At 71.6% G+C, this 24,377-nt stretch carries 20 protein-coding genes (1 of these 20 only partly in view); 13 read left to right on the top strand and 7 right to left on the bottom strand.

Translation table 11 applies throughout. The features are described 5' to 3' along the window. Window positions 1-168: 168 nt before the first annotated feature. The 3 genes from OG959_RS08145 to eccE all read right to left on the bottom strand — a co-directional run bounded on the left by OG959_RS08145 (window position 169) and on the right by eccE (window position 5,409). Entirely contained in the window at window positions 169-3,054 is a 2,886-nt protein-coding gene (locus OG959_RS08145; RefSeq protein WP_326657533.1) for an SCO5717 family growth-regulating ATPase, read from the bottom strand. 322 nt (window positions 3,055-3,376) lie between these two features. Next, window positions 3,377-4,099, bottom strand: a complete 723-nt coding sequence (locus tag OG959_RS08140; RefSeq protein ID WP_326657532.1) for a hypothetical protein — start codon at window positions 4,097-4,099, stop codon at window positions 3,377-3,379. Further along, window positions 4,099-5,409, bottom strand: coding sequence for a type VII secretion protein EccE (gene eccE, locus OG959_RS08135; RefSeq protein ID WP_326657531.1), 1,311 nt, complete (start codon window positions 5,407-5,409; stop codon window positions 4,099-4,101). The genes OG959_RS08140 and eccE overlap by 1 nt, the downstream gene beginning before the upstream one ends. Before the next feature lie 223 nt (window positions 5,410-5,632). Here eccE and eccB point away from each other — a divergent pair, with 223 nt between their 5' ends. The 4 genes from eccB to OG959_RS08115 all read left to right on the top strand — a co-directional run bounded on the left by eccB (window position 5,633) and on the right by OG959_RS08115 (window position 9,364). Then, window positions 5,633-7,183, top strand: a complete 1,551-nt coding sequence (eccB, locus tag OG959_RS08130; RefSeq protein WP_326657530.1) for a type VII secretion protein EccB — start codon at window positions 5,633-5,635, stop codon at window positions 7,181-7,183. A 53-nt stretch (window positions 7,184-7,236) separates the two neighbouring features. Beyond that, on the top strand, window positions 7,237-8,466 hold the full coding sequence (gene mycP / locus OG959_RS08125) for a type VII secretion-associated serine protease mycosin (RefSeq protein ID WP_326657529.1): 1,230 nt from the start codon (window positions 7,237-7,239) through the stop codon (window positions 8,464-8,466). A gap of 198 nt (window positions 8,467-8,664) precedes the next feature. Continuing rightward, the gene (locus OG959_RS08120) at window positions 8,665-9,015 is read left to right on the top strand and encodes a WXG100 family type VII secretion target (RefSeq protein WP_326657527.1); all 351 of its coding nucleotides are present in this window, start codon (window positions 8,665-8,667) and stop codon (window positions 9,013-9,015) included. 43 nt (window positions 9,016-9,058) lie between these two features. Next, window positions 9,059-9,364 carry a WXG100 family type VII secretion target gene (locus tag OG959_RS08115; RefSeq protein WP_219573470.1) on the top strand — a complete coding sequence of 102 codons (306 nt, stop codon included), beginning with the start codon at window positions 9,059-9,061 and terminating at the stop codon, window positions 9,362-9,364. Window positions 9,365-9,574: 210 nt separating this feature from the next. Here the strand turns inward: OG959_RS08115 and OG959_RS08110 are convergent, their stop codons facing one another. Together OG959_RS08110 and eccCa are read right to left on the bottom strand one after the other, a co-directional pair. Beyond that, the gene (locus tag OG959_RS08110; protein WP_148021251.1) at window positions 9,575-9,808 is read right to left on the bottom strand and encodes a DUF397 domain-containing protein; all 234 of its coding nucleotides are present in this window, start codon (window positions 9,806-9,808) and stop codon (window positions 9,575-9,577) included. A 130-nt stretch (window positions 9,809-9,938) separates the two neighbouring features. Then, entirely contained in the window at window positions 9,939-13,898 is a 3,960-nt protein-coding gene (gene eccCa / locus OG959_RS08105) for a type VII secretion protein EccCa (protein ID WP_326657525.1), read from the bottom strand. A 241-nt stretch (window positions 13,899-14,139) separates the two neighbouring features. Between eccCa and eccD the strand changes: the two genes are divergently transcribed. From eccD to OG959_RS08075, 6 genes are all read left to right on the top strand, one after another. Further along, window positions 14,140-15,615: a type VII secretion integral membrane protein EccD gene (gene eccD / locus OG959_RS08100; RefSeq protein WP_326657524.1), complete on the top strand. Its 1,476-nt coding sequence runs from the start codon at window positions 14,140-14,142 to the stop codon at window positions 15,613-15,615. A gap of 175 nt (window positions 15,616-15,790) precedes the next feature. Further along, complete coding sequence (gene rpsO, locus OG959_RS08095; RefSeq protein ID WP_018551846.1) at window positions 15,791-16,081, top strand: 30S ribosomal protein S15; 291 nt, start codon at window positions 15,791-15,793, stop codon at window positions 16,079-16,081. A gap of 270 nt (window positions 16,082-16,351) precedes the next feature. After that, window positions 16,352-18,565, top strand: a complete 2,214-nt coding sequence (locus OG959_RS08090; protein WP_326666273.1) for a polyribonucleotide nucleotidyltransferase — start codon at window positions 16,352-16,354, stop codon at window positions 18,563-18,565. Continuing rightward, window positions 18,562-19,941 carry a M16 family metallopeptidase gene (locus OG959_RS08085; RefSeq protein WP_326657523.1) on the top strand — a complete coding sequence of 460 codons (1,380 nt, stop codon included), beginning with the start codon at window positions 18,562-18,564 and terminating at the stop codon, window positions 19,939-19,941. Before OG959_RS08090 ends, OG959_RS08085 begins: the two co-directional genes overlap by 4 nt. A 43-nt stretch (window positions 19,942-19,984) precedes the next feature. Next, window positions 19,985-20,737, top strand: a complete 753-nt coding sequence (dapB, locus tag OG959_RS08080; RefSeq protein WP_326657521.1) for a 4-hydroxy-tetrahydrodipicolinate reductase — start codon at window positions 19,985-19,987, stop codon at window positions 20,735-20,737. Between the two features lie 14 nt (window positions 20,738-20,751). Next, complete coding sequence (locus OG959_RS08075; RefSeq protein ID WP_326657519.1) at window positions 20,752-21,222, top strand: hypothetical protein; 471 nt, start codon at window positions 20,752-20,754, stop codon at window positions 21,220-21,222. An 88-nt stretch (window positions 21,223-21,310) separates the two neighbouring features. Here the strand turns inward: OG959_RS08075 and OG959_RS08070 are convergent, their stop codons facing one another. Next, complete coding sequence (locus OG959_RS08070; protein WP_326657517.1) at window positions 21,311-21,862, bottom strand: hypothetical protein; 552 nt, start codon at window positions 21,860-21,862, stop codon at window positions 21,311-21,313. A 94-nt stretch (window positions 21,863-21,956) separates the two neighbouring features. Further along, entirely contained in the window at window positions 21,957-22,196 is a 240-nt protein-coding gene (locus tag OG959_RS08065; RefSeq protein ID WP_326657516.1) for a hypothetical protein, read from the bottom strand. 186 nt (window positions 22,197-22,382) lie between these two features. On the opposite strand from OG959_RS08065, the gene thyX reads away from it, so the two are divergent. The 3 genes from thyX to OG959_RS08050 form a co-directional block, all read left to right on the top strand. Further along, window positions 22,383-23,120 carry an FAD-dependent thymidylate synthase gene (gene thyX, locus OG959_RS08060; protein ID WP_326657514.1) on the top strand — a complete coding sequence of 246 codons (738 nt, stop codon included), beginning with the start codon at window positions 22,383-22,385 and terminating at the stop codon, window positions 23,118-23,120. Between the two features lie 152 nt (window positions 23,121-23,272). Beyond that, window positions 23,273-24,172: a 4-hydroxy-tetrahydrodipicolinate synthase gene (gene dapA / locus OG959_RS08055; protein ID WP_326657512.1), complete on the top strand. Its 900-nt coding sequence runs from the start codon at window positions 23,273-23,275 to the stop codon at window positions 24,170-24,172. A gap of 132 nt (window positions 24,173-24,304) precedes the next feature. Continuing rightward, a protein-coding gene (locus OG959_RS08050) for a ribonuclease J (RefSeq protein ID WP_326657511.1) crosses the window boundary here: on the top strand, window positions 24,305-24,377 show its 5' portion. 1,613 nt of this gene lie beyond the right edge of the window; 73 of the gene's 1,686 nt are visible here — the first part of the coding sequence; the start codon lies at window positions 24,305-24,307; the stop codon falls past the right edge of the window.

Below are 24,377 nucleotides of genomic sequence, written 5' to 3'. Positions count from 1 at the left end.
GGAGAAGGCGGGTTGATCTGTGGTTCGCCAGCTGGTGAAGCGAAGGTTTATCAGCGGTGGTCGAGCCGCGTCAACGGTCACCGAAACGGCGTGTGGTCTGCGGGAATGCAATGAGGGTCCACATCGTGGAAGCGATGTGGACCCTCATTGGTTCAGACCTCTGACGCCTTACTGCTGAGGCGCTGGCGGCGGCTGTGGAGGCTGCTGCTGCCACCCCGCGGGCGGGACGGGACCCTGGAGTTCGGGGTGCGCGGGCTGACCCGGCTGACCAGGCTGTCCGTCGTGCTGCTGCGGCGGTGGCGGACCGGCCTGACCGGCCGTCGACTGCGCCTGGGAGGGCAGCGACTGCTGCCAGTTCTGCCCGGCGCCGGGCGCCTGCTGCGGCTGTCCGCCGTAGGGCTGCTGCTGCGGGTACGGCTGTCCGGGCTGCTGCGGCGGCTGGGGCTGCTGGGGTGCGTACGGCTGCTGCCCGGGTGCCGGCATCTGCTGGCCGGGCATCTGCTGGCCGGGCATCGGAGGGGCGTACTGCGGCGGCGGGTTGCTGCCGCTCGACGTCCACAGCCCCTGCTGCTGCTGGGCGCGCGCGAAGTCCTCGGCGACCAGGGCGGAGAGGTGGAAGTACGCGTCCCGGGTCTTCGGGCGCATCATGTCGAGGTCGACCTCGGCACCGGCCGACAGGTGTTCGTCGAACGGGACGACGACCACGCCGCGGCAGCGCGTCTCGAAGTGCTGGACGATGTCGTCCACCTTGATCATCTTTCCGGTCTCGCGGACCCCGGAGATGACGGTCAGGGACCGCTGGACCAGCTCCGCGTACCCGTGCGCCGACAGCCAGTCCAGCGTGGTGGAGGCGCTCGACGCGCCGTCGACCGACGGGGTCGAGATGATGATCAACTGGTCGGCGAGGTCCAGCACACCGCGCATCGCGCTGTAGAGGAGCCCGGTACCCGAGTCCGTGAGGATGATCGGGTACTGCTTGCCCAGCACCTCGATCGCGCGCCGGTAGTCCTCGTCGTTGAACGTGGTCGAGACCGCCGGGTCCACGTCGTTGGCGATGATCTCCAGGCCGGAGGGCGCCTGCGAGGTGAACCGCCGGATGTCCATGTACGAGTTGAGGTGCGGGATCGCGTGGACCAGGTCACGGATGGTGGCCCCGGTCTCGCGGCGGACCCGGCGGCCGAGCGTGCCGGCGTCGGGGTTGGCGTCGATGGCGAGGATCTTGTCCTGCCGCTCGGTGGCCAGGGTCGCGCCCAGAGCGGTCGTCGTCGTGGTCTTGCCCACGCCGCCCTTGAGGCTGATCACTGCGATCCGGTAGCAGGAGAGCACCGGCGTGCGGATCAGTTCGAGCTTGCGCTGCCGCTCGATCTCCTCCTTCTTTCCGCCCAGCTTGAAGCGGGACGCGCCGGACGGGTTGCGACTGCTCTTCGCCTTCTGCTTGCCCCGGACGAGCCGGTCGGAGGAGAGCTCGACCGCGGCCGTGTAACCGAGGGGTGCGCCCGGCACGGAACGCTCGCGCTGGTCGTGGGTGACCGGCGTGGGCCAGGCGCTTCCGGCGCGGGGGTCGGCGGGCGGTACCTGGGGCGGTCCCTGCGGCGGGAGTTGCTGGTGGTGCGGCGGCTGGGGGTGCTGCTGCTGTTGGTGGTGCGGCGGCTGCTGCTGCGGGGGAATCTGGGCGGGCAGATTCGGGGTGGCCTGAGCAGGCGGCTGGGCGCCCTGAGGGAATCCGTATCCGCTCTGCGGCTGCTGCGGGGCCTGAGGCAGCTGAGGCAACTGGGATGCCTGAGGTGCCGGCGGGGGAACGGCCGCACCCTGCTGCTGCCCGGGCCACTGGTGCGCCTGAGGCGGTTGGGGCGCGGGAGCCGCGGGCGGCGGGAGCTGCGCCGGAAGTGCCGCCCCCGGCCGGTCCTGCTGGGGCTGCGGCGGCTGGGGCTGCGGAAATCCGTAGCCGCCGTCCGGTGCCGGGGCTGCCGGCCGGTCCTGCTGCGGGAAGGGGGAAGCTTGCGGGAAGGGGGAAGCCTGCGGGCTCGGGGCGGCCTGGGGGGCCGGGGCCTGCGGGAATCCGTAGCCGCCCTGCCCGGCGTCGGCCGGAGGCGTCGGGGGCCAGTGGGAAGCGGGCCGGGGTGCCTCGGGCTGCGGTGCGGCGGGCTGGAACGACGGCGGCAACGGCGGCAGTCCGCCCGGCGCCGGCGCGGGACTCCAGGGTGCGGGCGCCGCGTCCTCGGGTGCGCCGGCGGGCGGTGCGTCGAGGGGGGCCGCATCCGTGGGAGCGGGCGGGGGTACGGCGTCCGAGGGTGCCGAGTCCGCGGGTACGGCGTCGGCGGGCTCGTCGGAGTGCGGGGCGTCGTCGGAGCCGTCGTGGCTCGCGGCGCCGTCCGCCGGAGCGGCGTCGAAGGGTGCGTCGGCGTCGGCCTCGCGGGGTTCGTCCTCCGAGGCGGAGAGCGGCGGGGGGCCGGACGGCGTCGAGGACGGCGAGGAGTCCGGATCCGCGTCGGCCTCCCCGCAACCGTCCCGCACCTCGTCCGCCACGTCGTCGCTGTCACCGGCAACGGCATCGTTCGCGGCGGGCGAGGAACCGGCCGCCGGGCTGCTGTCCTCCGGCTCGGCACCGTCCTCGGCGGCGCTCTCGGCATCGGCCTTCGCCGCGGCCTCGCGCTCGGCGATCTCCCGCTTCAGCGCGGCGGACGAGAACCTCATCGTCGCGCCGCTCTCCACGTCGCCGCCCCCGAAGGGATCCGGCGCACCGCCCGCGTCCGGCGCCGGATGCTCGGCTGCGGCACCGTGGGCCGGGGCCGGGGGTGCCGGAGTCCAGTCGGGTTCGAAACCGCTCCCGGCCGGCAGTCCGGGCACGGACACCGGAGCTCCGCTGGGCGGCGGGGGCGGTGCCAGGTGCGTTCCGGCGCCGCCCGACGAGTCGCCCGGCGCATTCTGCGTGTACCAGGCGGGCGGGGTGTAGTCGATGGTGAACTCACCCGTCATCTCGGCGGGCTCCGCGTCGGACGACTCGTCGACGGGCTTGTTCCAGCCCCCGCGCATCTCGTCCCGATCGCCGTTCACTTTGCCTCCTGGTGTGGTCGAGCACCCTTGTGCCGTGGTGGGTGGGGGCGACCGTTCCCTTAGGTCCTGACCTCGTGCGAACCGCCCGGCTCTCCCCCTGGGACGCGCGTTGCCTGCCCGCAGGTTCTTCTGCCGCGCCCGGACCCACCCTAATCGCCATCGGGCTCGCCACGGCAGGCCGTACGGCACCGCGGCTGCTGTCCCGTACGTCACGTACTGCCCCCAAGTGGACTGAGTGCGGCCGGGAGTGAGGCGTAAAGCGGTCAAACATGCACATCTGCGCTGGGAAACCTGAACAATTCGTACACGTCCTGGTGGGTCGTCAGTCCATCCTGCGGGCGTCGCCCAGCAGTCCCGATTCGGCATCGGTCGCCCGGATCATCACGAACTGCCGGTCCCGCCGGGTGCACCAGAGGGTGACGCCGTCCGTCAGAGTGGACAGGGCCCGGGTGTCGTCGGGACCCAGACACATGAGATGCCCGATCTGTTCGGCTTCGTCGGGAGAGACCCGCTGAATGCCGACCACGGACGACTTCTCCATCAGTCCGGCCGCCACCGGACTCAGAAACGGCAGCAGTGTCACCACCGACTGCCACGGACCGGACGCCACCCGCCCGCGCGGTGGCCTTATGCCGCAGTCCCGCACCACGACGACCGGCGATCCGGCCGACGGGCCCTGCGGCGGCACCCGCCCCACCTCGTGCAGGGCGATGCCGGCCCCGTCACCGCCCGCGGCCCGCACCAGACCCTCCCAGGCCGGGGCCCGCCCCGTCTCGACCACGATCCGGGCGCCGGTCGCCGCCGCCCGCAGCGCCAGCACCTGCGCCGTCCAGAGCCCGCCGATCAGCGTGACGTCGTACGGAGTGGGCCGGACGATGCCCAGCACGGCGGGGCGCCCCTCGCCGTCCACGCCGACCACCACGCCGTCGTCGCCGACCGGCAGGGCGAGCGAGGCCAACTGCTCGGGGCGGACCGTGTGCCGGGGACGCCGAGGGCCGGCCGCACCGAACCCCAGCCGCCCACGGCCCCGTACGGGTACGGACATCAGCGGGTACCTCCGAGGGGCAGGGTGGCGAGCACCCCGGGCAGCTGCTCCCGGTCGAGCCGCACCAGCGAGGTCTTCACGCCGCGAGCCGTGCGCTCCAACTCATGCCGTGCGGCCAGGAGTTCCCGGTCGTCGCGGCCGGTGACGCGGACGTGGCCGGTCACCGTGACCTCCTGCCGGTCGCCGTGCCCCAGCGTGAGGCTGAACGTGGTGGCCAGGGCCGGGACCGAGGTGAGCAGCGCGACAAGCTGGGGCATCGGCGCGCCGCCCCCGCCCAGTTCCGGCCATCGGCGCACCCAATACGTGGTGTGCGGCCGGTCGTCGCACCACCAGGTGCGCGAGGTCTCCCGGGTACGGCGGGCGGGCGACCCGTCCCGGCCCGCCCGGGCGGTGACCGACGGGCTCGCGCCGGCGGATGTGGCGATCGCCGCGCCGAGTTCCTGTTCCGTGAGCACCGTCGCGGTCAGCCCCGCTCCGGCCAGCCTGCCCGCCAACTGGCCGGCCGCGCGCACCAGGCACTTCTGCGCCCCGGTGAGGCCGCCGCCCCGCGCCCGTACGGCCTCCGGACAGAGCTCCGGGGCCAGCTTCAGCGCGATCCACGTGATCCGGACCGCCGGAGAACCCGTCCTGGCCTGCAGGGGTGCGTAGTTGCGGGCCGCGACCGACTGCTCGGGCAGATGCGAGGCGGGCGCCGGCTGGGTGTGCTGCACGATCTGTGCCGACTCCAGCCGGATGCCGTCGACGTCGAGCGCGTCCCGTACGAGTGCCAGGGGAAGCGGCCTCGCGGACCGGTCCCGGCGCAGCGCCGTGCCGTCCGCGTCGATCCTGAGGACGGCCGTCAGATACGTACCGTCGCCGATCATGCCGACCGGACGCCGGTCACGCCCCACGAACGAGTGGGTACGCAGCGCCGGTTCGCACTCCGTCACGGGAGCGATGCCCGGTTCGATGCCCTCGGCCGGTTCCACCGACGCGGCTCTGCGCTGACGGGCGCGCAGCGCCAGGACCGCGTGCAGCAGCGCGGGCAGGGAGCGGCGCCGCCGACGCGCGACGGCGAACAGCACCAGCACGGCCGCCGCAACCGAGGCCGGGGCCAGCAGCAACGGCTCCACGACCCAGGCGCACAGCAGCAGCGCCCCCGCGATCTCGAACAGGACGAGTTGGTGGAGCCGCAAGGCTCCGGTCCGGCCGCCCCAACGCGCGATGCCCTGCCCCCGGCCGTCGGCCGAGGGGCCCGGCGCCGCGGTCCGAGGGCCTCCGGGAGGCCGTGTGGAGGCGGCCGGAGCCGTCCGCGTCGTGGAAGCCGTCATCGCGGCACCCCCCGTTCATCCGTCCCGGCGCCTTCCGGGCCGGCCCGTGCCAGGCTCGTCCCACCGTGGTCTCCGGTGGGGTGAATCACCCTACCCGGCCCACAACACCGTTGGATCTACAGGCATAGTAGGGAGCCGGTCCGGCATCGGGGGGTCCGGCACGGGACGCCGGCCGCGGCCGTTCCCGGTGCCGTGCGGTCGGACACGGGAGACGGACGGACTCATGGCATCGCGGCGCGACGACCTCAACGCGTACACCTTCGCGAAGCGGCGCATGGTGGCCGCATTCCTCCAGCCCTCGCCCACCGGATCCGACGAGGGCGCCCCGCGCCCGCTGCGCGCGGTCCTTCCGGGCCTCGTCGCCGGTGCCCTGATCGTTGCCGGATTCGGCGCCTACGGCATGTTCAGGCCGGCCGCCCCCAAGGACTGGGACAGCCCCGGCACCAAGGTCATCGTCGGCAAGTCGTCGACCACCCGCTACGTGGTGCTCACCACCGGCAGGGGCGCGGACCGGGAGACGCTGCTGCACCCCGTGCTGAACCTCGCCTCGGCCCGGCTGCTGCTGACCCCGCAGAACTACGGCGTCATCCAGGTCGACGACGACATCCTCGACGCGGGCAAGCCCCCGCGCGGGCCCGTACTCGGCATCCCGTACGCCCCCGACCGGCTGCCCGAGACGGAGGACGCGGGCACCGCCAAGCGCTGGGCCGTCTGTGTGCAGCCCGGCAGCAGGGGCACCAGCGTGCAGAAGGCCGCCTTCGTCCTCGCCGCACGCGACGACGCACTGACCGAGGGAGCCGGCAGGCTCACCGGCGGCCAGGTCCTCTACGTCAGGGGACAGGACCGCACCCGCTACCTCGTCGACGCCCGCGGCACGAAGTACCGCATCGACGAGACCCCCGCCGACCTCGGCCATCTCACCGGCGCCCTGGTCGGCAGCGCGCAGCCGCAGCCCGTCACCGACGACTGGCTGGCCACCCTGCACGAGGGTAGCCCCGTCGCCTTCCCCCGGATTCCCGGCACCGTCGGTGCCCCCGCGCACATCGAGGGTCACCTGTCCGCGCAGGAGAACCGCGTGGGCACGGTGCTGCGTACCAGGAACGGAGAGGGGACCGCCTACTACGTCGTCCTGGACGGCGAGGTCCGGCCGGTCTCCGAGTTCACCGCCTGGCTGATCGTCAACTCCCCGCAGACCGCGCCCCTCGACCTGGCCGGCGAGGCGCGCCCGGCCGGTCTCCAGGACTTCGTCCCCGGTTCCGAGCCCTTCGCGGGCCAGGCAGCGCACTGGCCCGCGCACCGAGCCGTCCGCGTCAACGCCACCGACGCGGGTGCCGCCGGCCGCGACACCGTCTGCAACGTGCTGCGCCGCACCGACGGCACGGGCCGCACGACGCTGAGCACCTGGGCCGGTACCGCGTTTCCCGCCTCCGTCGGGGCCGGCGGCACGAGCACATACGTCACCCCGGGCAGCGGCCTCCTCTACACCCAGGTCCGCGAAGGACAGGGCAGCCCGGACGGATCACTCTTCCTGGTGACTGACACCGGACTGCGGTACGCGGTTCAGGCGAACGGGGACAGCGACGCCGAACGGTCCGGCATCGGCACCGGCGGAGCGCAGGACGGGCAGGAGGAGCGCCCCGAACCCAGCCAGGCACAGATCAGGCTCGGATACGGGAAGGTGACACCCGTCCCCGTCCCGATCGCCTGGTCGGAGTTCCTCGCCAGGGGCCCCCGGCTCGACACCAACAGCGCCCGCAGGCCCCAGGGTTCCTGAGGGACCGGCAGAGCGGCGGAACACCAGTGGACAGACATGGGGGAGCGCACGCGATGCCGTACCGGAAATACCGGAAATGGGTCCTGCCGGCGGCGGCCGCCGCCGCGCTGGGCGCACTCGCGGCGCCGCAGGCCGCGTACGCCGTTCCCGGCCCGGGCGGTCTGCGCCTCGACGGTGTCGGTGCGTGCGACTTCCCGATGAAGGAGCAGTTCGCGGGGCGCCCGTGGCCGCTCCAGCGGGTGCTTCTCGACGAGTTGTGGCAGGACACGCGGGGCAAGGGCATCCGTGTCGCCGTCATCGACACCGGAGTGGACGACACCAACCCGCAGCTCAGGGACGCCGTGGATGCCTCCGCGGGCATCGACTACACGGGAGGCGGCGGGAGCGACGGGACCGTGGACGAGGTCGGTCACGGCACCAAGGTCGCGGGCATCATCGCCGCCCGCCCGCGCACCGGCACCGGGTTCGTCGGGCTGGCGCCCGAGGCCACCGTCATCCCGATCCGCCAGAACGACGGGCGGCGGGGCGGCCTGGACCGTGCGATGGCCGCCGCGATCGACCACGCGATCGCCAAGGGCGCCCAGGTCATCAACATCTCCCAGGACACCACCAGGCCACTGGCCGACGACTCGCTGCTCGGCCGGGCGGTGGCGCGGGCGGTCGCCGAGGACGTCGTGGTGGTCGCCGCCGCGGGCAACGACGGCATGGACGGCCGGCGGAGGATGACCTACCCCGCCGCCTTCGACGGTGTCCTCGCCGTCGCCGCGTCCGACCGCAACAACGAACGTGCGCCCTTCTCCCAGGCAGGGGAGTTCGTGGGGATCGCCGCGCCCGGGGTCGACATCGTCTCCACCGTCCCGGGCGACGGCCAGTGCACCGACAACGGCACCAGCTTCGCCGCGCCCTACGTCGCCGGAGTCGTCGCGCTGATGCGCGCCAAGTACCCGGACTGGACGGCGGCACAGATCATCGCCCGCATCGAACAGACGGCGGAACGCTCCGTCAACGGGCGTGACGCCTTCGTCGGATGGGGTGTAGTCGATCCGGTCCGCGCGCTGTCCGGTGACGACGCCCCGCAGGACGCCCCCCACCCGGACGCGGCACCCGCCGGGGCCCGGGCTCCCGAGCCCGCGCACCTGGCGATGTCGGAGACCTCGCAGCAACGCAGCAAGCGGTACGCGACCTATGCGCTGGCCTCGGCGGCCGTGCTCGTGGGTGTGGTGGCGGGCGCGGCGACCGTGGCGCGCGACCTCCGCCGACGCCGCGTTCCGCGCCACCGCTGACCCGTACGGAAGCCTCTTCCCGCCGCCGGGACGTCCTGGGGCGAGGCGCCGAAGTGGCTAGGGTGATCACGGACTTCACATGAGTGACGGGGTGTCAGGAATCGGCCGGAGGCTCCACCGAAACCGGTGCGACCACCCCTGCTCAGCTTTCCTTCGTACCCCTTCGCATCCCATCGCGCACCGAGAGAGGACCTCCGCATGACCAACCCCGCGGGCGGTTTCGGACTTGCCGACGAGCCGGTCATCCAGGCCAGGAACAAGATCGTCAAAACCGCCGAGGCGGTCTCCGCGCAGTCCAGGGAACTGGCCGACATCCTCGCGACGGCCGGGGCCGGGTGGACCGGTGCCGGCGCCTCGGGATTCACGTCCGCGCAGCTCCTGATCAACGAGGACCACGACGAGATCCGCCGGCTGCTGAACGTGCTGCTCCACGCGGTGGGCAGCACAAGGAACCTCAGCAACGCCAACGACGACGAGGTCCGCGCGGCCTTCAACGCGGTCAGGACACCGGCCTCGGCGGGCAGCGCCTCGGGCCTCGACGGCGTCTGACCCGACCCTCCCTTTCCCCGCAGCCGAGCCAGAGGAGATCCTGATGGGCCACGACCCGCACACCAAGGTCAGGTACGAAAGCGTCCAGGAGATGGCGAACCGCATCCGCGTGGTGTCACAGAACATCTGCCGCGACCTGGAGGAGATGGACGGCGCGCTCAAGGTGGTCACCGACACCTGGGACGGCGAGGCCCACACCGCCTACGTACTGCTCCAGAACAAGTACCGCGGCAAGGCGGACGACATGAAGGGCCGCCTGGAGCACGTCGCGAGGATCATCGAGAACGGCAAGGACAACTACCGCGCCACGGACCTCAGGGCCTCACGCCTGTTCACCGAGGCGTACTGAAACAACCGCGCAGGGCCGCGCACAGCAGAGGGGCACGTCCACCCGGACGTGCCCCTCTGTCATACGGGACCCAGGTTCACCGGACGTGCCCCTCGTGTCGTACATACGGGAGCGCCCTTCACCCGGACGTGCCCCTCCCGCCATACGGAGACGCACGTTCCGGTGAATGTGCCTCTTCCCGCATGCCACGCCTTCCGCGCAGGCCACGCCCTACGTGAGGTCGAACTCGCCGTCCCGGGCGCCCAGGACGAACGCACGCCACTCGGCCTCCGTGTACCGCAGCACGGTGTCCGGGTCCAGCGAGGACCTCATCGCCACGGCCCCGCCCGGCAGATGCGCGATCTCGACGCGCTCCTCCGCCTCCTCGGTCCCGGGCGCACTCAGCCATTCCACCCCCGAGATGTCGAGTGCGTACAGCTCGTCCTTCTCCGCCTGCGTGCCCATGGTCAACGGTTCCTCTCCGTACGTGGCTCTGCACGGCACCGTACAGGCACCGCAGCGGCCTTTGGCCAGGTCGCCGATTCCCCGGCGGACGGCACCTTTCTGTGCTTCCCCGGTGCCCCGCGCGCCCGCCTCATGGCCGCTCCGGAAGCCTTCCCGTCTGCACCAGGGGGTTGCCACGCCGCCTGGTGGCGAAGTACCCGCGCCCCGGCGGCATGGGATGCCCGCGGACCGCCCCGACGAGGTCGCCCTCGGCCGGACTGCCGGACAGCACGACTCCTTGGGCCCCCAGTTCCTTGATCCGCTGCATGAACGTCTCGTACATCGCACGCGACGCCCCCGCCGAACTGCGCGCGATGACGAAACGCACCCCGGTGTCCCGGGCGAACGGCAGGTACTCCGCCAACGGAGCCAGCGGACCGCCCGCGCCCGTCGCCACCAGGTCGTAGTCGTCGACGACGATGAAGATCTGCGGACCGGTCCACCAGCTCCGGTCCCGCAACTGGCGCGGCGTCACGTCCGCGGGCGGCTGCCGCCGGGCGAACACACCGGCCAGCGCCTCCATATGGGTACCCAGCGCGTCCGCCGTCGGCGCGTACTCCAGGAGATGGCTCTCCGGCAGCGCGCCCAGCAGACCCCGCCGGTAGTCCCCGACGACGAGCTTCGCCTCGTCGGGGGAGTACCGCTCCGCGATCTGCTTCGCGATCAGCCGCAGCAGATTGGTCTTGCCCGACTCGCTCTCGCCGAAGACCAGGAGGAACGGATCGGTGTCGAAGTCGACGAACACCGGCTCCAGATCCGTCTCGGCGATCCCGATCGCGATCCCGCGGTCCGGGAACTCGAACCCCTTCGGCAACCGTTCCGCGGGCAGCTTCAGCGGCAGCAGCCGTACGGAGGGTGCCGGTGCGCCCGTCCAGTTCGTCCGCACCGTACCGACGAGCGCGGCGGTCGCGTCGGCGAGGCCCGTCGCGTCGGTGACGGAGTCGATGCGCGGCAGCGCGCCCATGAAGTGCAGCTTCTCCGCCACCTGGCCGCGGCCCGGCACCCCGGCGGGCACCCGGCCGGCGACCTTCCGGTCGAACTCGGAGTCCATGACGTCACCGAGCCGCAGTTCGAGCCGCCCGAGGATCTGGTCCTTCAGCCCGGCGCGCACCTCCATGTACCGCGCGGCCGAGAGCACCACGTGGACCCCGTAACCCAGACCGCGTGCGGCGATGTCCGTGACGACCGGTTCCAGCGACTCGTACGCGGTCCGGAAACCGCCCCAGCCGTCGATGACCAGGAACACGTCCCCCCACGCCTCACCGGGAAGCTCGCCGAGCGCGCGCCTGCGCCGGTACGTGGCGACGGAGTCGATGCCCCGCGCGCGGAAGAGCTCCTCGCGCCGGGCCAGTACCCCCGCCACCTCCGCGACCGTGCGCCGCACCCGCTCCGGATCCAGCCGTGAGGCGATCTGCCCCACATGCGGCAGCTCCGCCAGCGGGGCGAGTCCGCCGCCACCGAAGTCGAGGCCGTAGAACTGCACCTCCCGCGGGGTGTGCGTGAGCGCGAACGACGCGATCAGCGTCCGCAGCAGCGTCGACTTCCCCGACTGCGGCCCGCCGACCACCATCAGATGTCCCGCAGCCCCGGAGAAGTCGCGGTACAGCACCTCGCGCCGCTGCTCGAACGGCTTGTCGACCAGGCCGAGCGGGACCGTCAGCCCACCGGGCCGGGTGTACCCCGTGGCGGTGAACCCGCGCCCCTCGGCCGGCGCGAGCCCCGGCAGCAGCTGGTCCAGCGCCGGAGCCCGGTCCAGCGGCGGCAGCCACACCTGATGCGCCGGCACCCCCCGGCCCTCCAGTCGGCGCACGACCACGTCGAGCACGGTGTCGGCGAACGCGTCCGGATGAGCCCGCACCGGCACCGCCGGCCGGACGCTCCCGCCGGGCTCCGCGCCCTCCACCGGCACCGGCATCGCACGGAACAGCGCGGCCCGCCGCGCGGCCGGCACCTGCCCCGCGGCGGGCCCCGCACCACCCCGGCGGTACGCCCCCGACACGTACGCCGCCTTGAACCGGGTCATCTCCTCCGTACCGGACTTGAGATAGCCCGAGCCCGGCACGGACGGCAGGTGGTACGCGTCCGGCACCCCCAGCGCCGTCCGCGACTCGGCGGCCGAGAAGGTCCGCAGCCCGATCCGGTACGAGAGGTACGTGTCCAGACCGCGCAGCTTTCCCTCCTCCAGCCGTTGCGAGGCCAGCAGCAGATGCACACCCAGCGAACGGCCGATGCGGCCGATCTGGATGAACATGTCGATGAAGTCGGGCTTGGCGGTGAGCAGTTCGGAGAACTCGTCGATCACCAGAACCAGCGAGGCCAGCGGCTCCAGCGCCGCCCCCGCCGCCCGGGCCTTCTCGTAGTCGTGGATGTTGGCGTAGGTGCCCGCCGAGCGCAGCAGCTCCTGCCGGCGCTGGAGCTCCCCACGGATCGCGTCGCCCATCCGGTCGACGAGGGCCAGGTCGTCGGCCAGGTTGGTGATGACCGCGGCCACGTGCGGCAGCTGCGCCATACCGCTGAACGTCGCCCCGCCCTTGAAGTCCGCGAGCACGAAGTTCAGCGTCTCGGAGGGGTGCGTGACCGCGAGCCCCAGCACCAGCGTCCGCAGCAGCTCCGACTTGCCGGAGCCCGTCGCGCCGACGCACAGCCCGTGCGGCCCCATGCCGTCCTGCGCCGCCTCCTTGAGGTCCAGCATGACCGGCAGCCCGTCCTCGCCGACCCCGATGGGCACCCGGAGCCGCTCGGAGACCGGCCGCGGCCGCCAGGTGCGCGCCACATCGACCGCGTCCGCGTCGCCGAGGTCCAGCAGCTCGGTGAAGTCCAGGTCGGACAGCAGAGGTTCGCCCTCCTTGCCGCCACCCGTCCGCAACGGCGCCAGCTGCCGCGCCAGTGCCTCGGCCACGGGCAGCGAAATGCCGTCCGGTACGCCCTCGTACGCCGCACCCCCGGCCGGCTCCAGCCGCAGCAGCCCCGGCCGCACCATCACGGTGAGCCCGCCCCGGACAACGGCGGGCTCACCCTCCACCACCTCGACGACGGTCACACCCTGCAGCCCCTCCGGCGCCGCGAGCACCGAGTCCGGCGCCACCCGGCCACCGTCCAGGACCACCACGATGTGCGGCTGGTCCGGCAGCGGCGCGCTCTCCCGGCCGAACCGCGGCCGGCCCTCCAGCCGCCCGGCCAGCAACGGCTCCAGAGCGGCCCAGTCCGCAGCGAACAGCCGCTTCGCACCGGCCCCGTCGACCTCACCGGGCACCTGCGTGTGCGGCAGCCACTTCGTCCAGTCCCAGCGCGCCACCGCGTCCGGCCCCGCCACGACCGCGACCACCAGATCATCCGGAGCGTGCAACGTCACCAACTGGGCCACCACCGCCCGCGCCAGCGACTGCGCCGACTCCGGCGGACCGCACACCGTCACCCGGTGGAACGCCCGCACCGGAAACGCCACCGGCAGGCCCTCCAGCGAGCCGTGCACCGCCAGGAACCGCCGCAGCGCCCCCGCGCACACCGGCTCCGGATCGTCGGCCGGATCGGTGTCCGGCGCCGACAGGGGCGTCGACAGCGCCTGGACCCCGAGCCCGACCCGCACCTGCCCGAAGTCCTCGTCACCGGACCGCCGTTCCCAGACCCGGACGCCCTCCGCCACCACCGACCACAGCTGCTCGGGGCCGGGATGCAGGTACCACTGCGCATCACGCTGGGCGCGCGCCGTCCGCCGCGCCGCGCGCCGAGTCTGCGCCAGGTACGCGAGGTAGTCGCGCCGGGCATCCGCCAACTGCCCCTGCGTTCCGCGCCGGTGACGGACCACCTGGGCGACCACCATGGCGAGCGTCGAGACCAGCATCAGCACACCCATGATCCGCATGAACGGCGGTGCCTGCGGCGAGAAGAAGAAGACCACCGACGAACCCATGCCGAGCACCGGCAGCACCTGCATCAGCAAGCCCTCGCGCTGCCCGCGCGGCAACGCGGGAGGGGCCTTCAACGTCAGCCCGTCCGCGGGCGGTTCCGGCGGCAGGGCCCGCGGCGGACGCTTCACGACGATCTGGCTCACCGGTGCATCAAATCCCTCGGTACGGACGGGCCGGAGGCCGGACGGACCCGCACCGGCGCCCCCGTGGCTGCCTCCGCCCACGGACTGGCCTCCGCGCGACCGCGATCCTACTTCCCGGACACCGACGCGGATTCCGGGATTCACCCGTCCCGGTAGGGTTGCGCGCGCATCGTGCGCGACCGCGAAACCGGGGGGACCGGACCGTCATCGCGCGCAGCCGCCGACCGGGGGGACCAGACACGTGAGTACGACCGCAGCGACCGGCTTCTGCCGCGTCACTGTCGTGGCGCCCGACAACCGGATCGACGTCGCGCTGCCCGAGGACCTCGCCGTCGCCGACATCTGCCCGGAGATCCTCCGCCTCACCGGCCGGACCCAGGCCGTCGCCACCCCCACCGGCCACCACCTCGTACGAGGCGACGGCACGGTCCTCGACGGCGCCCGCACCCTCGCCGCCCAGCAGGTGCTCGACGGCGAGATCCTGTCCCTGCGCCCGTTCGCCGAATCGCTGCCGCCCGCCGTGTTCGACGACGTCTCGGACGCCGTCGCCTCCGCCGTCGCCCGCGACCGCCACCTGTGGAGCGACGACCTGCTGCGCGGCGCAGGCCCGGCGGGCGCCGCACTGCTGCTCGCCCTGATGGGCTTCGTCCTCTGGTCCGCCGACCCGGTCCACCACGACATGCACAGCCTGCCCGGCGTCATCGCGGGCGCCGCCGGCGTGCTGCTCACCGCCTTCGCCGGGGTGCGCGCCCGGGTCTACGGGGACCGGGTCACGGCCGTCGCCCTCGGCCTCGGCGCGCTGCCCCTCGTCCTCATCGCCGGCTCCGGCATCATCGGCCCGGACACCGGCCAGGGTCCGGGCAGGCTTCAGCTCCTGCTCGGCTGCGTCGCCGTGCTCGTCGCCTCGGTGGTCCTGGTCGCCGTCACCCCGGGCGGCGACGCGCCGTTCGTCGCGGCGGCCCTCCTCGCCACCGCGGGCACCCTGGCCTCCTTCGCCGCGATCCTCACCGAGTCCTCGGCCGCCGCGGCGGCCGCCGTCTGCTCCCCGGCCGCCATCGGGCTCGTCGCCTTCCTGCCCGGCCTCTCGGCCCGCTTCGCCCGCCTCCCCATCGGATACGCCCCGCAGCGCACCGCCCGGGCCGGCTACGACGACCCCTTCGCCGATCCGGACGCCGGCCACCGCGACGCCCCCGTCGACGCCGCGCACATCGCGGAGCGGACGCGGCGCGGCCACGAGCTCCTCCTCGGTCTCGTCGGCGGCTGCGCGGCCCTCGTCGTCGCGTCCGCCGCGGTGCTCGGCTTCTCCGGCGACACCTGGGCCCAGCTCCTCGCCCTGGCCACGGGTGCGGCCATGCTGCTGCGGGCCCGCCTCTTCCGCTACACCTCGCAGGTCGTCTGCGTACTCGCGGCCGGCCTCGGCGCCCTCGCCCTGCTGATCACCGGACTGGCGCTGAATCCGCCCGCCGGCCCGGTGGCGGAGCTCGCCCGGTACGGGGACCGCGGCGACCTCGACCTCCGTACGGTCTGGCTCTGCGCGGCCGTCGCCGCCGGAGTGACCCTGCTGACCGCGGCCGGCCTGATCGTTCCCCGCAAGGGGCTCTCCCCGTTCTGGGGCCGGATCCTGGACCTGGCGGAGAGCGCGCTCCTGCTCTCCCTCGTCCCGCTCTGCCTGGCGGTCCTGGACGTCTTCGCGCGCGCCAGGGCTCTCACGGGCTGACGCTGTCGGGGCCGCTCCGGGCGGCTGGTAGTCTGGCTGTGGCCGTTTGTGTACGCGTTCCCGGTTGATTCTGGGGACTGCGCTCATCGGACCTTCGCTCCCGAGTCACTCAAGCTCCCCTGAGATCAAGACCAGGGGCACTCGTGGGCGCATCGAACACCAAGAGGAGTACCGCGTGCCGCTCGACGCCGCTACGAAGAAGCAGATCATGACCGAGTTCGCGCAGAAGGAGGGCGACACCGGTTCCCCCGAGGTTCAGGTCGCCATGCTTTCGCGCCGCATCTCGGACCTGACGGAGCACCTCAAGACGCACAAGCACGACCACCACTCCCGTCGTGGTCTGCTGATCCTGGTCGGCCAGCGTCGCCGCCTCCTGCAGTACCTGGCCAAGAAGGACATCCAGCGCTTCCGTGCGCTCGTCGACCGCCTCGGCATCCGCCGTGGCGCGGCCGGCGGCGCCAAGTAAGGACGCTGTGACAGGGAGCGGTTCCCACTTCTAGGGGGCCGCTCCCTTTGCCGTACGTGCGGTACCGGGGGCAACCTCAGTAACCTGGACGTACAACAACAGACGAGGAGAGGCGCGCCACGGCCGCCGCCGGTCCTCGGTAGTGGCCCCCGGGACAACGCCCGGGAGCTTCGATCGAAGACCGGCCCCGCACACACGGTGCGCTTCTCCGCACCGTCCTGCGCCACACGGGCGTCAGGACGAAAGACGACGAGTATGGAGAAATCACTAGTGGAGAACGAGACCCACTACGCCGAGGCCGTTATCGACAACGGAACCTTCGGCACCCGCACCATCCGCTTCGAGACGGGCCGCCTGGCCAAGCAGGCCGCCGGCTCCGCCGTCGCGTACCTGGACGACGACACCATGGTGCTGTCGGCCACCACCGCTTCCAAGCGGCCCAAGGACCAGCTCGACTTCTTCCCCCTCACGGTGGACGTCGAGGAGCGGCAGTACGCCGCCGGCAAGATCCCCGGCTCCTTCTTCCGCCGGGAGGGCCGTCCCTCCGAGGACGCGATCCTCACCTGCCGCCTGATCGACCGCCCGCTGCGCCCCTCCTTCAAGAAGGGCCTGCGCAACGAGATCCAGATCGTCGAGACGATCATGGCGCTCAACCCCGACCACCTGTACGACGTGGTCGCGATCAACGCCGCGTCCGCTTCCACGATCCTGGCGGGCCTGCCCTTCTCCGGCCCGATCGGCGCCACCCGCGTCGCCCTGATCAAGGGCCAGTGGGTCGCGTTCCCGACGCACACCGAGCTCGAGGACGCCGTCTTCGACATGGTCGTCGCCGGTCGCGTCCTGGAGGACGGCGACGTCGCGATCATGATGGTCGAGGCCGAGGCCACCGAGAAGACCATCCAGCTCGTCCAGGACGGCGCCGAGGCCCCGACCGAAGAGGTCGTCGCCGCCGGTCTGGAAGCCGCGAAGCCCTTCATCAAGGCGCTCTGCAAGGCCCAGTCGGACCTCGCCGCCAAGGCTGCCAAGCCCACCGGTGAGTTCCCGGTCTTCCTCGACTACCAGGACGACGTCCTGGAGGCCCTCACCAAGGCCGTCAGCACCGAGCTCGCCAAGGCGCTCACCATCGCCGGCAAGCAGGAGCGCGAGGCGGAGCTCGACCGCATCAAGGAGATCGCGGGCGAGAAGCTCCTCCCGGCCTTCGAAGGCCGCGAGAAGGAGATCTCCGGTGCCTACCGCGCGCTGACCAAGAAGCTGGTCCGCGAGCGCGTCATCAAGGACAAGGTCCGCATCGACGGCCGTGGCGTCACGGACATCCGTACGCTCGCCGCCGAGGTCGAGGCCATCCCGCGCGTGCACGGCTCGGCGCTGTTCGAGCGTGGCGAGACCCAGATCCTGGGCGTCACCACTCTCAACATGCTCCGGATGGAGCAGCAGCTGGACACCCTTTCCCCGGTGACCCGCAAGCGCTACATGCACAACTACAACTTCCCGCCGTACTCCGTCGGTGAGACCGGCCGCGTGGGCTCGCCCAAGCGCCGCGAGATCGGCCACGGTGCCCTCGCCGAGCGCGCCATCGTGCCGGTGCTGCCGTCGCGCGAGGAGTTCCCCTACGCGATCCGCCAGGTCTCCGAGGCGCTGGGCTCCAACGGCTCGACGTCCATGGGCTCGGTCTGCGCCTCCACCATGTCGCTGCTGAACGCCGGTGTGCCCCTCAAGGCCGCCGTCGCCGGTATCGCCATGGGTCTGATCTCGCAGGAGATCGACGGCAAGACCCACTACGTCGCCCTCACCGACATCCTCGGTGCCGAGGACGCGTTCGGCGACATGGACTTCAAGGTCGCCGGTACCAAGCAGTTCGTGACCGCGCTCCAGCTCGACACCAAGCTCGACGGCATCCCCGCCTCGGTCCTGGCCGCCGCGCTGAAGCAGGCCCGTGACGCACGCCTCCACATCCTCGATGTGATGAACGAGGCCATCGACGTCCCGGACGAGATGTCCCCCAACGCCCCGCGGATCATCACCGTCAAGATCCCGGTGGACAAGATCGGTGAGGTCATCGGCCCCAAGGGCAAGATGATCAACCAGATCCAGGAGGACACCGGCGCCGACATCACGATCGAGGACGACGGCACCATCTACATCGGTGCCCAGCAGGGCTCGCAGGCCGAGGCCGCGCGCGCCACGATCAACGCGATCGCCAACCCGACCATGCCGGAGGTCGGCGAGCGTTACCTGGGTACGGTCGTCAAGACCACCACCTTCGGTGCCTTCGTCTCCCTGATGCCCGGCAAGGACGGCCTGCTGCACATCTCGCAGATCCGCAAGCTCGCCGGTGGCAAGCGCGTGGAGAACGTCGAGGACGTGCTCGGCGTCGGCGCCAAGGTCCAGGTCGAGATCGCGGAGATCGACTCCCGCGGCAAGCTCTCCCTCATCCCCGTCATCGAGGGCGAAGAGGACGAGAAGAAGGACGACACCGACAAGTGACGTCCCGTAGTTCCGTGACGACGGCCCGCCCCTCCTCGGAGGGGCGGGCCGTCGCCCGTACCCAAACGCTTCTCAAGGGCACCAACGGCATCGGCACGGTCCGCCGCACGGTCCTCCCCGGCGGCCTGCGCATCGTCACCGAGACGCTGCCCTCCGTACGCTCCGCCACCTTCGGTATCTGGGCCAACGTCGGATCACGCGACGAGACCCCGACGCTGAACGGCGCGACGCACTACCTCGAACACCTCCTCTTCAAGGGCACCGCCAAGCGCAGCGCCCTCGACATCTCGTCCGCGATCGACGCGGTCGGCGGCGAGATGAACGCCTTCACGGCGAAGGAGTACACCTGCTACTACGCGCGGGTCCTCGACACGGACCTGCCGCTGGCCATCGACGTCGTCTGCGACATGCTGACCGGTTCCCTGATCGCCTCCGAGGACGTCGACGCGGAGCGCGGCGTCATCCTCGAAGAGATCGCGATGACGGAGGACGACCCGGGCGACTGCGTGCACGACCTGTTCGCGCACACCATGCTCGGCGACACCCCGCTCGGCCGCCCGGTCCTGGGCACCGTCGACACGATCAACGCCCTGAACCGGGGCCAGATCGCCCGCTTCTACAAGAAGCACTACGACCCCACGCACCTGGTCGTCGCCGCGGCCGGCAACGTCGACCACGCCACGGTCGTACGCCAGGTCCGCAAGGCCTTCGAACGCGCCGGTGCGCTGTCCCGCACCGACGCGGTCCCGACGGCCCCGCGCGAAGGCTCCCGCACGCTGCGCACCGCGGGCCGGGTCGAACTGCAGAACCGCAAGACCGAGCAGGCCCACGTGGTCCTCGGCATGCCGGGACTGGCCCGCACCGACGAGCGCCGCTGGGCGCTCGGCGTACTCAACACCGCCCTCGGCGGCGGCATGAGCTCCCGCCTCTTCCAGGAGGTACGGGAGAAGCGCGGCCTCGCCTACAGCGTCTACTCGTACACCTCGGGCTTCGCGGACTGCGGACTCTTCGGCGTGTACGCGGGCTGCCGGCCCAGCCAGGTCCACGACGTCCTCAAGATCTGCCGCGACGAGCTCGACCGCGTCGCGTCGGACGGGCTCGACGACGAGGAGATCAGCCGCGCCATCGGCCAGCTCTCCGGCTCCACGGTCCTCGGCCTGGAGGACACCGGCGCCCTGATGAACCGGATCGGCAAGAGCGAACTGTGCTGGGGCGAGCAGATGTCGGTCGACGACATGCTGGCCCGCATCGCGCAGGTCACCCCGGACGACGTCCGCGCGGTGGCGGGCGAGGTTCTCGGACACCGCCCCTCGCTCTCCGTCATCGGCCCGCTCAAGGACAAGCAGGCCGACCGGCTCCACGAATCAGTCGCCTAGTCACTCAGCCACCTAGTCACCCCGTCACCCGAAAGAAGCAAGCATGAGCAAGCTGCGCGTGGCCGTTCTCGGTGCCCGGGGCCGTATCGGCTCCGAAGCGGTACGAGCGGTCGAGGCCGCCGACGACATGGAACTGGTGGCCGCGCTCGGCCGCGACGACAAGCTGGAGTCCCTGACGGACTCCGGTGCCCAGGTCGTCGTCGAGCTCACCACCCCCACGTCGGTGATGGACAACCTCGACTTCTGCGTCCGGCACGGCATCCACGCCGTGGTCGGGACCACCGGCTGGACCGACGAACGGCTCGCGCAGCTGGACACCTGGCTCTCCGGCTCGCCGGGGACCGGTGTGCTCATCGCGCCGAACTTCTCCATCGGCGCGGTCCTCACCATGAAGTTCGCCCAGCAGGCCGCCCGCTACTTCGAGTCCGTCGAGGTCATCGAGCTGCACCACCCGAACAAGGCCGACGCCCCCTCCGGCACCGCCGCGCGCACCGCCCAGCTGATCGCCGAGGCCCGCCGTGAGGCGGGCTGCGCGCCCCAGCCGGACGCCACCGCGACGGCACTGGACGGGGCACGCGGCGCGGACGTCGACGGGATCCCGGTCCACTCGGTCCGGCTCCGTGGCCTCCTGGCCCACCAGGAGGTGCTGCTCGGCGGTGAGGGCGAGACCCTCACCATCCGGCACGACTCCCTGCACCACAGCAGCTTCATGCCGGGCATCCTGCTCGGAGCACGCCGCGTGGCGACCACTCCGGGCCTGACGTTCGGCCTGGAAAACCTCCTCGACCTGAACTGACTGAGTCCACCGCCATGCGCGCAAAGATCACTTACGCCGTCACCGCTGCCGTCCTGGTCTTCTACTTCCTCCTGGTCGGCAGCCGAGGTGTCCTGCTCATCAGGCACGGCACGCTGCTGACGGTGACCTTCGGGGTCGCCGTGCTGATCCTCCCGGTGATCGGCATCTGGTTCCTCTGGAAGAACACCCAGTTCGTCCGGAGGGCCAACGCCCTCGCCGCGGAACTCGACGCCGAGGGCGGTCTGCCCGTCGACGACCTGGCCCGTACCCCGAGCGGGCGTATCGACCGGGGCTCCGCCGACGCGGTGTTCGCCCGCCGCAAGGAGGAGACGGAGGACGCGCCGGACGACTGGCGCTGCTGGTTCCGCCTCGCTGTGGCCTACCAGGACGCCCGGGACACCCCCAGGGCCAGGAAGGCCATGCAGCGGGCCATCGCCCTGCACAGAGCCCGTACACCGGCCTCAGCGGCCCCGTCCGGCACCTAGCACGTTCTGCCCGCACACAACGAGACCGTCCGGCGTTCCTTTGCGAACGCCGGACGGTCTCGTTGTGTGCGGAGGGGCAGGCCGGCCCTCAGTGCTGCCGGTACTCGTCGCCCCACGCCTCGATCGTGTCGGCGGCCCGGTCGAACGCCTCACCACGCGCCAGGAAGTCCGCGTTGGAGTCCGTGAGCAGCGGCGGAACCGCGTCCCCGCCCTTGCGTACGACGATCAGGGCCTGGCCCTGCACCGTGCGCGGGAACCCGAGCCACTTGACCGGCTGCTGCACCGTACGCACCGCGGCGGCGCGGCTCCACGGCACTGTCGTCGTCCGGAAGAAAGCCACCCGGCGCACGCCGTGCCGGCTGACCCAGGCGCCGATCCGCAGCATCCGCAGGGCGCAGATGATCACCGCGAGAGCCAGGGCGAGGCACGCACCGGCCCCGGGCATCGCCCCGGCGAACGCCGTGATCATCCCGGCGAACAGGATGAACGAGGCAAGCAGCAGCAGTCCGGCCGCGGCCGCGACACGCCAGGGCCCGGGGCGGTAGGGGCGCCGCCAGCTGTCGTGGTCGTCGAACGGCAGCGCGACATCCTCAGCGCTCGCGTCAAATGCGCGGTCGGCCGTCAGAAAGGGCAGGGGCACGACTGATCCTCACTCACAAGCACGCTCGATTGCTGTGCCCGGTGAGGCTACCGAGGAGGCTACCGGCCGGACCACCCCAGGGGGCCCGTACGAGTCAGCGCCCGTGTGCGGCCTCGGTCTGCTGACTGTGCTGCGCCGACTGCTCGGGAGCCAGGGCGGGCAGGCCGAGCAGGAGTGATCCGGCGAGCCCGGCGACCACGACGAGGCCGGTCAGGATGCTGCCTGCCTTCTCGGAGAGGGAAGCGCGCTCCCGCGGGGGCGGTGTGACGTTACTGCGGAACCGGTCGGCCTCGGCTACGAACGAGAACGGGACGGATTCACGCCGGCGGAACATGAGGTAACTCTCCTTGAACTCTGATTCGGGTGGTGCTACTGAGTCAGACGCATGGCGAGCCCGATCGGTGCCCCGAATCGCCGGATTGGTGGAAGAAATCCCGGGACGGGCGGTGCGGACGGCGTTGTCAGTGGTGGCCCGTAGAGTGGGCGCCGCCCGAGCGACGCCATTGGAAGGACCCCGCCGGTGACCGAGACCCCCGAGCCCGCAAAGCCCAGCTTCCGCAGCGATGTCACCGTTGACCTGGTGAAACACGCCGCCGGTGACTCCGATGTGCTGTTCGCCGCCCGTGTTTCGACGGCAGGTGAGCAGTCCCTCGAAGAGGTCACCAAGGATCCTGAGCGCTCCAAGGGGCTCATCAACTACCTGATGCGGGACCGGCACGGCAGCCCGTTCGAGCACAACTCGATGACCTTCTTCATCAGCGCCCCGATCTTCGTGTTCCGCGAGTTCATGCGGCACCGCGTGGGCTGGTCGTACAACGAGGAATCGGGCCGCTACAGGGAGCTGGAACCGGTCTTCTACGTCCCGGGGGAGTCCCGCAAGCTCGTCCAGCAGGGCCGTCCCGGAAAGTACGAGTTCGTCGAAGGCACCGAGGCCCAGGCCGAGCTCACCGGCCGTGTCATGGAGGACTCGTACCGCCAGGCGTACGAGGCCTACCAGGAGATGCTCGCGGCGGGAGTGGCCCGCGAGGTCGCCCGTGCGGTCCTCCCGGTCGGCCTGTTCTCCTCGATGTACGCGACGTGCAACGCCCGCTCGCTGATGCACTTCCTCGGACTGCGTACGCAGCACGAGCTCGCGAAGGTTCCGTCGTTCCCGCAGCGGGAGATCGAGATGGTCGGCGAACAGATGGAGGCGCACTGGGCGGAGCTCATGCCGCTCACCCATGCAGCCTTCAACAAAAACGGACGCGTTGCCCCGTAAGCGGTGTCCGTATTGCGGCGTTTCGTGAAGTTCATCTAGGCTGATCAAACGGACCCGGCACTGCTTGAACCCCCGAGCAGGCAGTGCCGGGCTCCTCTTGCTTGTCCCCCCGAGGGGACAATGAGCGCCGAGCAACGAGTAGCGTGTTACCCATGGCTCCGATCTCCACTCCGCAGACCCCCTTCGGGCGGGTCCTCACCGCTATGGTCACGCCCTTCACGGCGGACGGCGCACTCGACCTCGACGGCGCCCAGCGGCTCGCCACCCATCTGGTGGACGCAGGCAACGACGGCCTGATCATCAACGGCACCACCGGCGAGTCCCCGACCACCAGCGACGCGGAGAAAGACCAGCTCGTACGGGCTGTGCTGGAGGCGGTCGGAGACCGGGCGCACGTGGTCGCCGGCATCGGAACCAACGACACCCGCCACAGCGTCGAACTCGCCCGCACGGCCGAGCGCACCGGCGCCCACGGCCTCCTCGCGGTCACGCCGTACTACAACAAGCCTCCGCAGGAGGGCCTCCTCCGGCACTTCAGCGCGATCGCGGACGCCACCGGCCTGCCGGTGATGCTCTACGACATCCCCGGCCGCAGCGGTGTCCCGATCGACACGGAGACCCTGGTCCGGCTGTCCGAGCACCCGCGCATCGTGGCGAACAAGGACGCCAAGGGCGACCTCGGCCGCGCCAGCTGGGCCATCGCACAGTCCGGCCTGGCCTGGTACTCGGGTGACGACATGCTGAACCTGCCGCTCCTGTCGGTCGGCGCGGTCGGCCTGGTCTCCGTCGTGGGCCACGTCGTCACGCCGGACCTGCGGTCCCTCGTCGAGGCCTACATCGGCGGAGACGTGCAGAAGGCAACCGAGATCCACCAGAAGCTGCTGCCGGTGTTCACGGGGATGTTCCGCACCCAGGGTGTGATCACCTCCAAGGCCGCGCTGGCCCTCCAGGGCCTCCCCGCAGGCCCGCTGCGCCTCCCCCTGGTGGAACTCACCGCACAGGAAACGGCACAGCTCAAGATCGATCTCGCCGCCGGTGGGGTACAGCTGTAACCACAGACTTCACAACTGAATACGCGAAGAACGATTCGCAACAGAGCAACACCAAAGACAACAGCAAGTGCACGAATGACATGCGCGCCACGTGCCCAAGCGGTACGTGGCGCGCGTGGTAAGGAGAGTCTTTTGAGTCATCCGCATCCTGAACTCGGCACCCCGCCGAAGCTCCCGAAGGGCGGCCTGCGGGTCACCCCGCTGG

Origin of the sequence: Streptomyces sp. NBC_00385 (assembly GCF_035917155.1) — a bacterium.
In the GTDB taxonomy this organism is placed as follows: Bacteria; Actinomycetota; Actinomycetes; order Streptomycetales; family Streptomycetaceae; genus Streptomyces; species Streptomyces poriferorum.
The sequence above is the reverse complement of the archived record's forward strand: the minus strand, read 5'-3'. Positions and strand labels throughout refer to the sequence as shown.

Bases quoted from the DNA above. Each gene is read 5' to 3' on its own strand.
- OG959_RS08120 (WP_326657527.1), top strand. From the start codon at position 8,665: ATGACCAACCCCGCGGGCGGTTTCGGACTTGCCGACGAGCCGGTCATC.
- eccE (WP_326657531.1), bottom strand. From the start codon at position 5,409: ATGACGGCTTCCACGACGCGGACGGCTCCGGCCGCCTCCACACGGCCT.
- OG959_RS08065 (WP_326657516.1), bottom strand. From the start codon at position 22,196: ATGTTCCGCCGGCGTGAATCCGTCCCGTTCTCGTTCGTAGCCGAGGCC.
- dapB (WP_326657521.1), top strand. From the start codon at position 19,985: ATGAGCAAGCTGCGCGTGGCCGTTCTCGGTGCCCGGGGCCGTATCGGC.
- mycP (WP_326657529.1), top strand. From the start codon at position 7,237: ATGCCGTACCGGAAATACCGGAAATGGGTCCTGCCGGCGGCGGCCGCC.
- OG959_RS08140 (WP_326657532.1), bottom strand. From the start codon at position 4,099: ATGTCCGTACCCGTACGGGGCCGTGGGCGGCTGGGGTTCGGTGCGGCC.
- eccB (WP_326657530.1), top strand. From the start codon at position 5,633: ATGGCATCGCGGCGCGACGACCTCAACGCGTACACCTTCGCGAAGCGG.
- OG959_RS08115 (WP_219573470.1), top strand. From the start codon at position 9,059: ATGGGCCACGACCCGCACACCAAGGTCAGGTACGAAAGCGTCCAGGAG.
- dapA (WP_326657512.1), top strand. From the start codon at position 23,273: ATGGCTCCGATCTCCACTCCGCAGACCCCCTTCGGGCGGGTCCTCACC.
- OG959_RS08110 (WP_148021251.1), bottom strand. From the start codon at position 9,808: ATGGGCACGCAGGCGGAGAAGGACGAGCTGTACGCACTCGACATCTCG.
- OG959_RS08075 (WP_326657519.1), top strand. From the start codon at position 20,752: ATGCGCGCAAAGATCACTTACGCCGTCACCGCTGCCGTCCTGGTCTTC.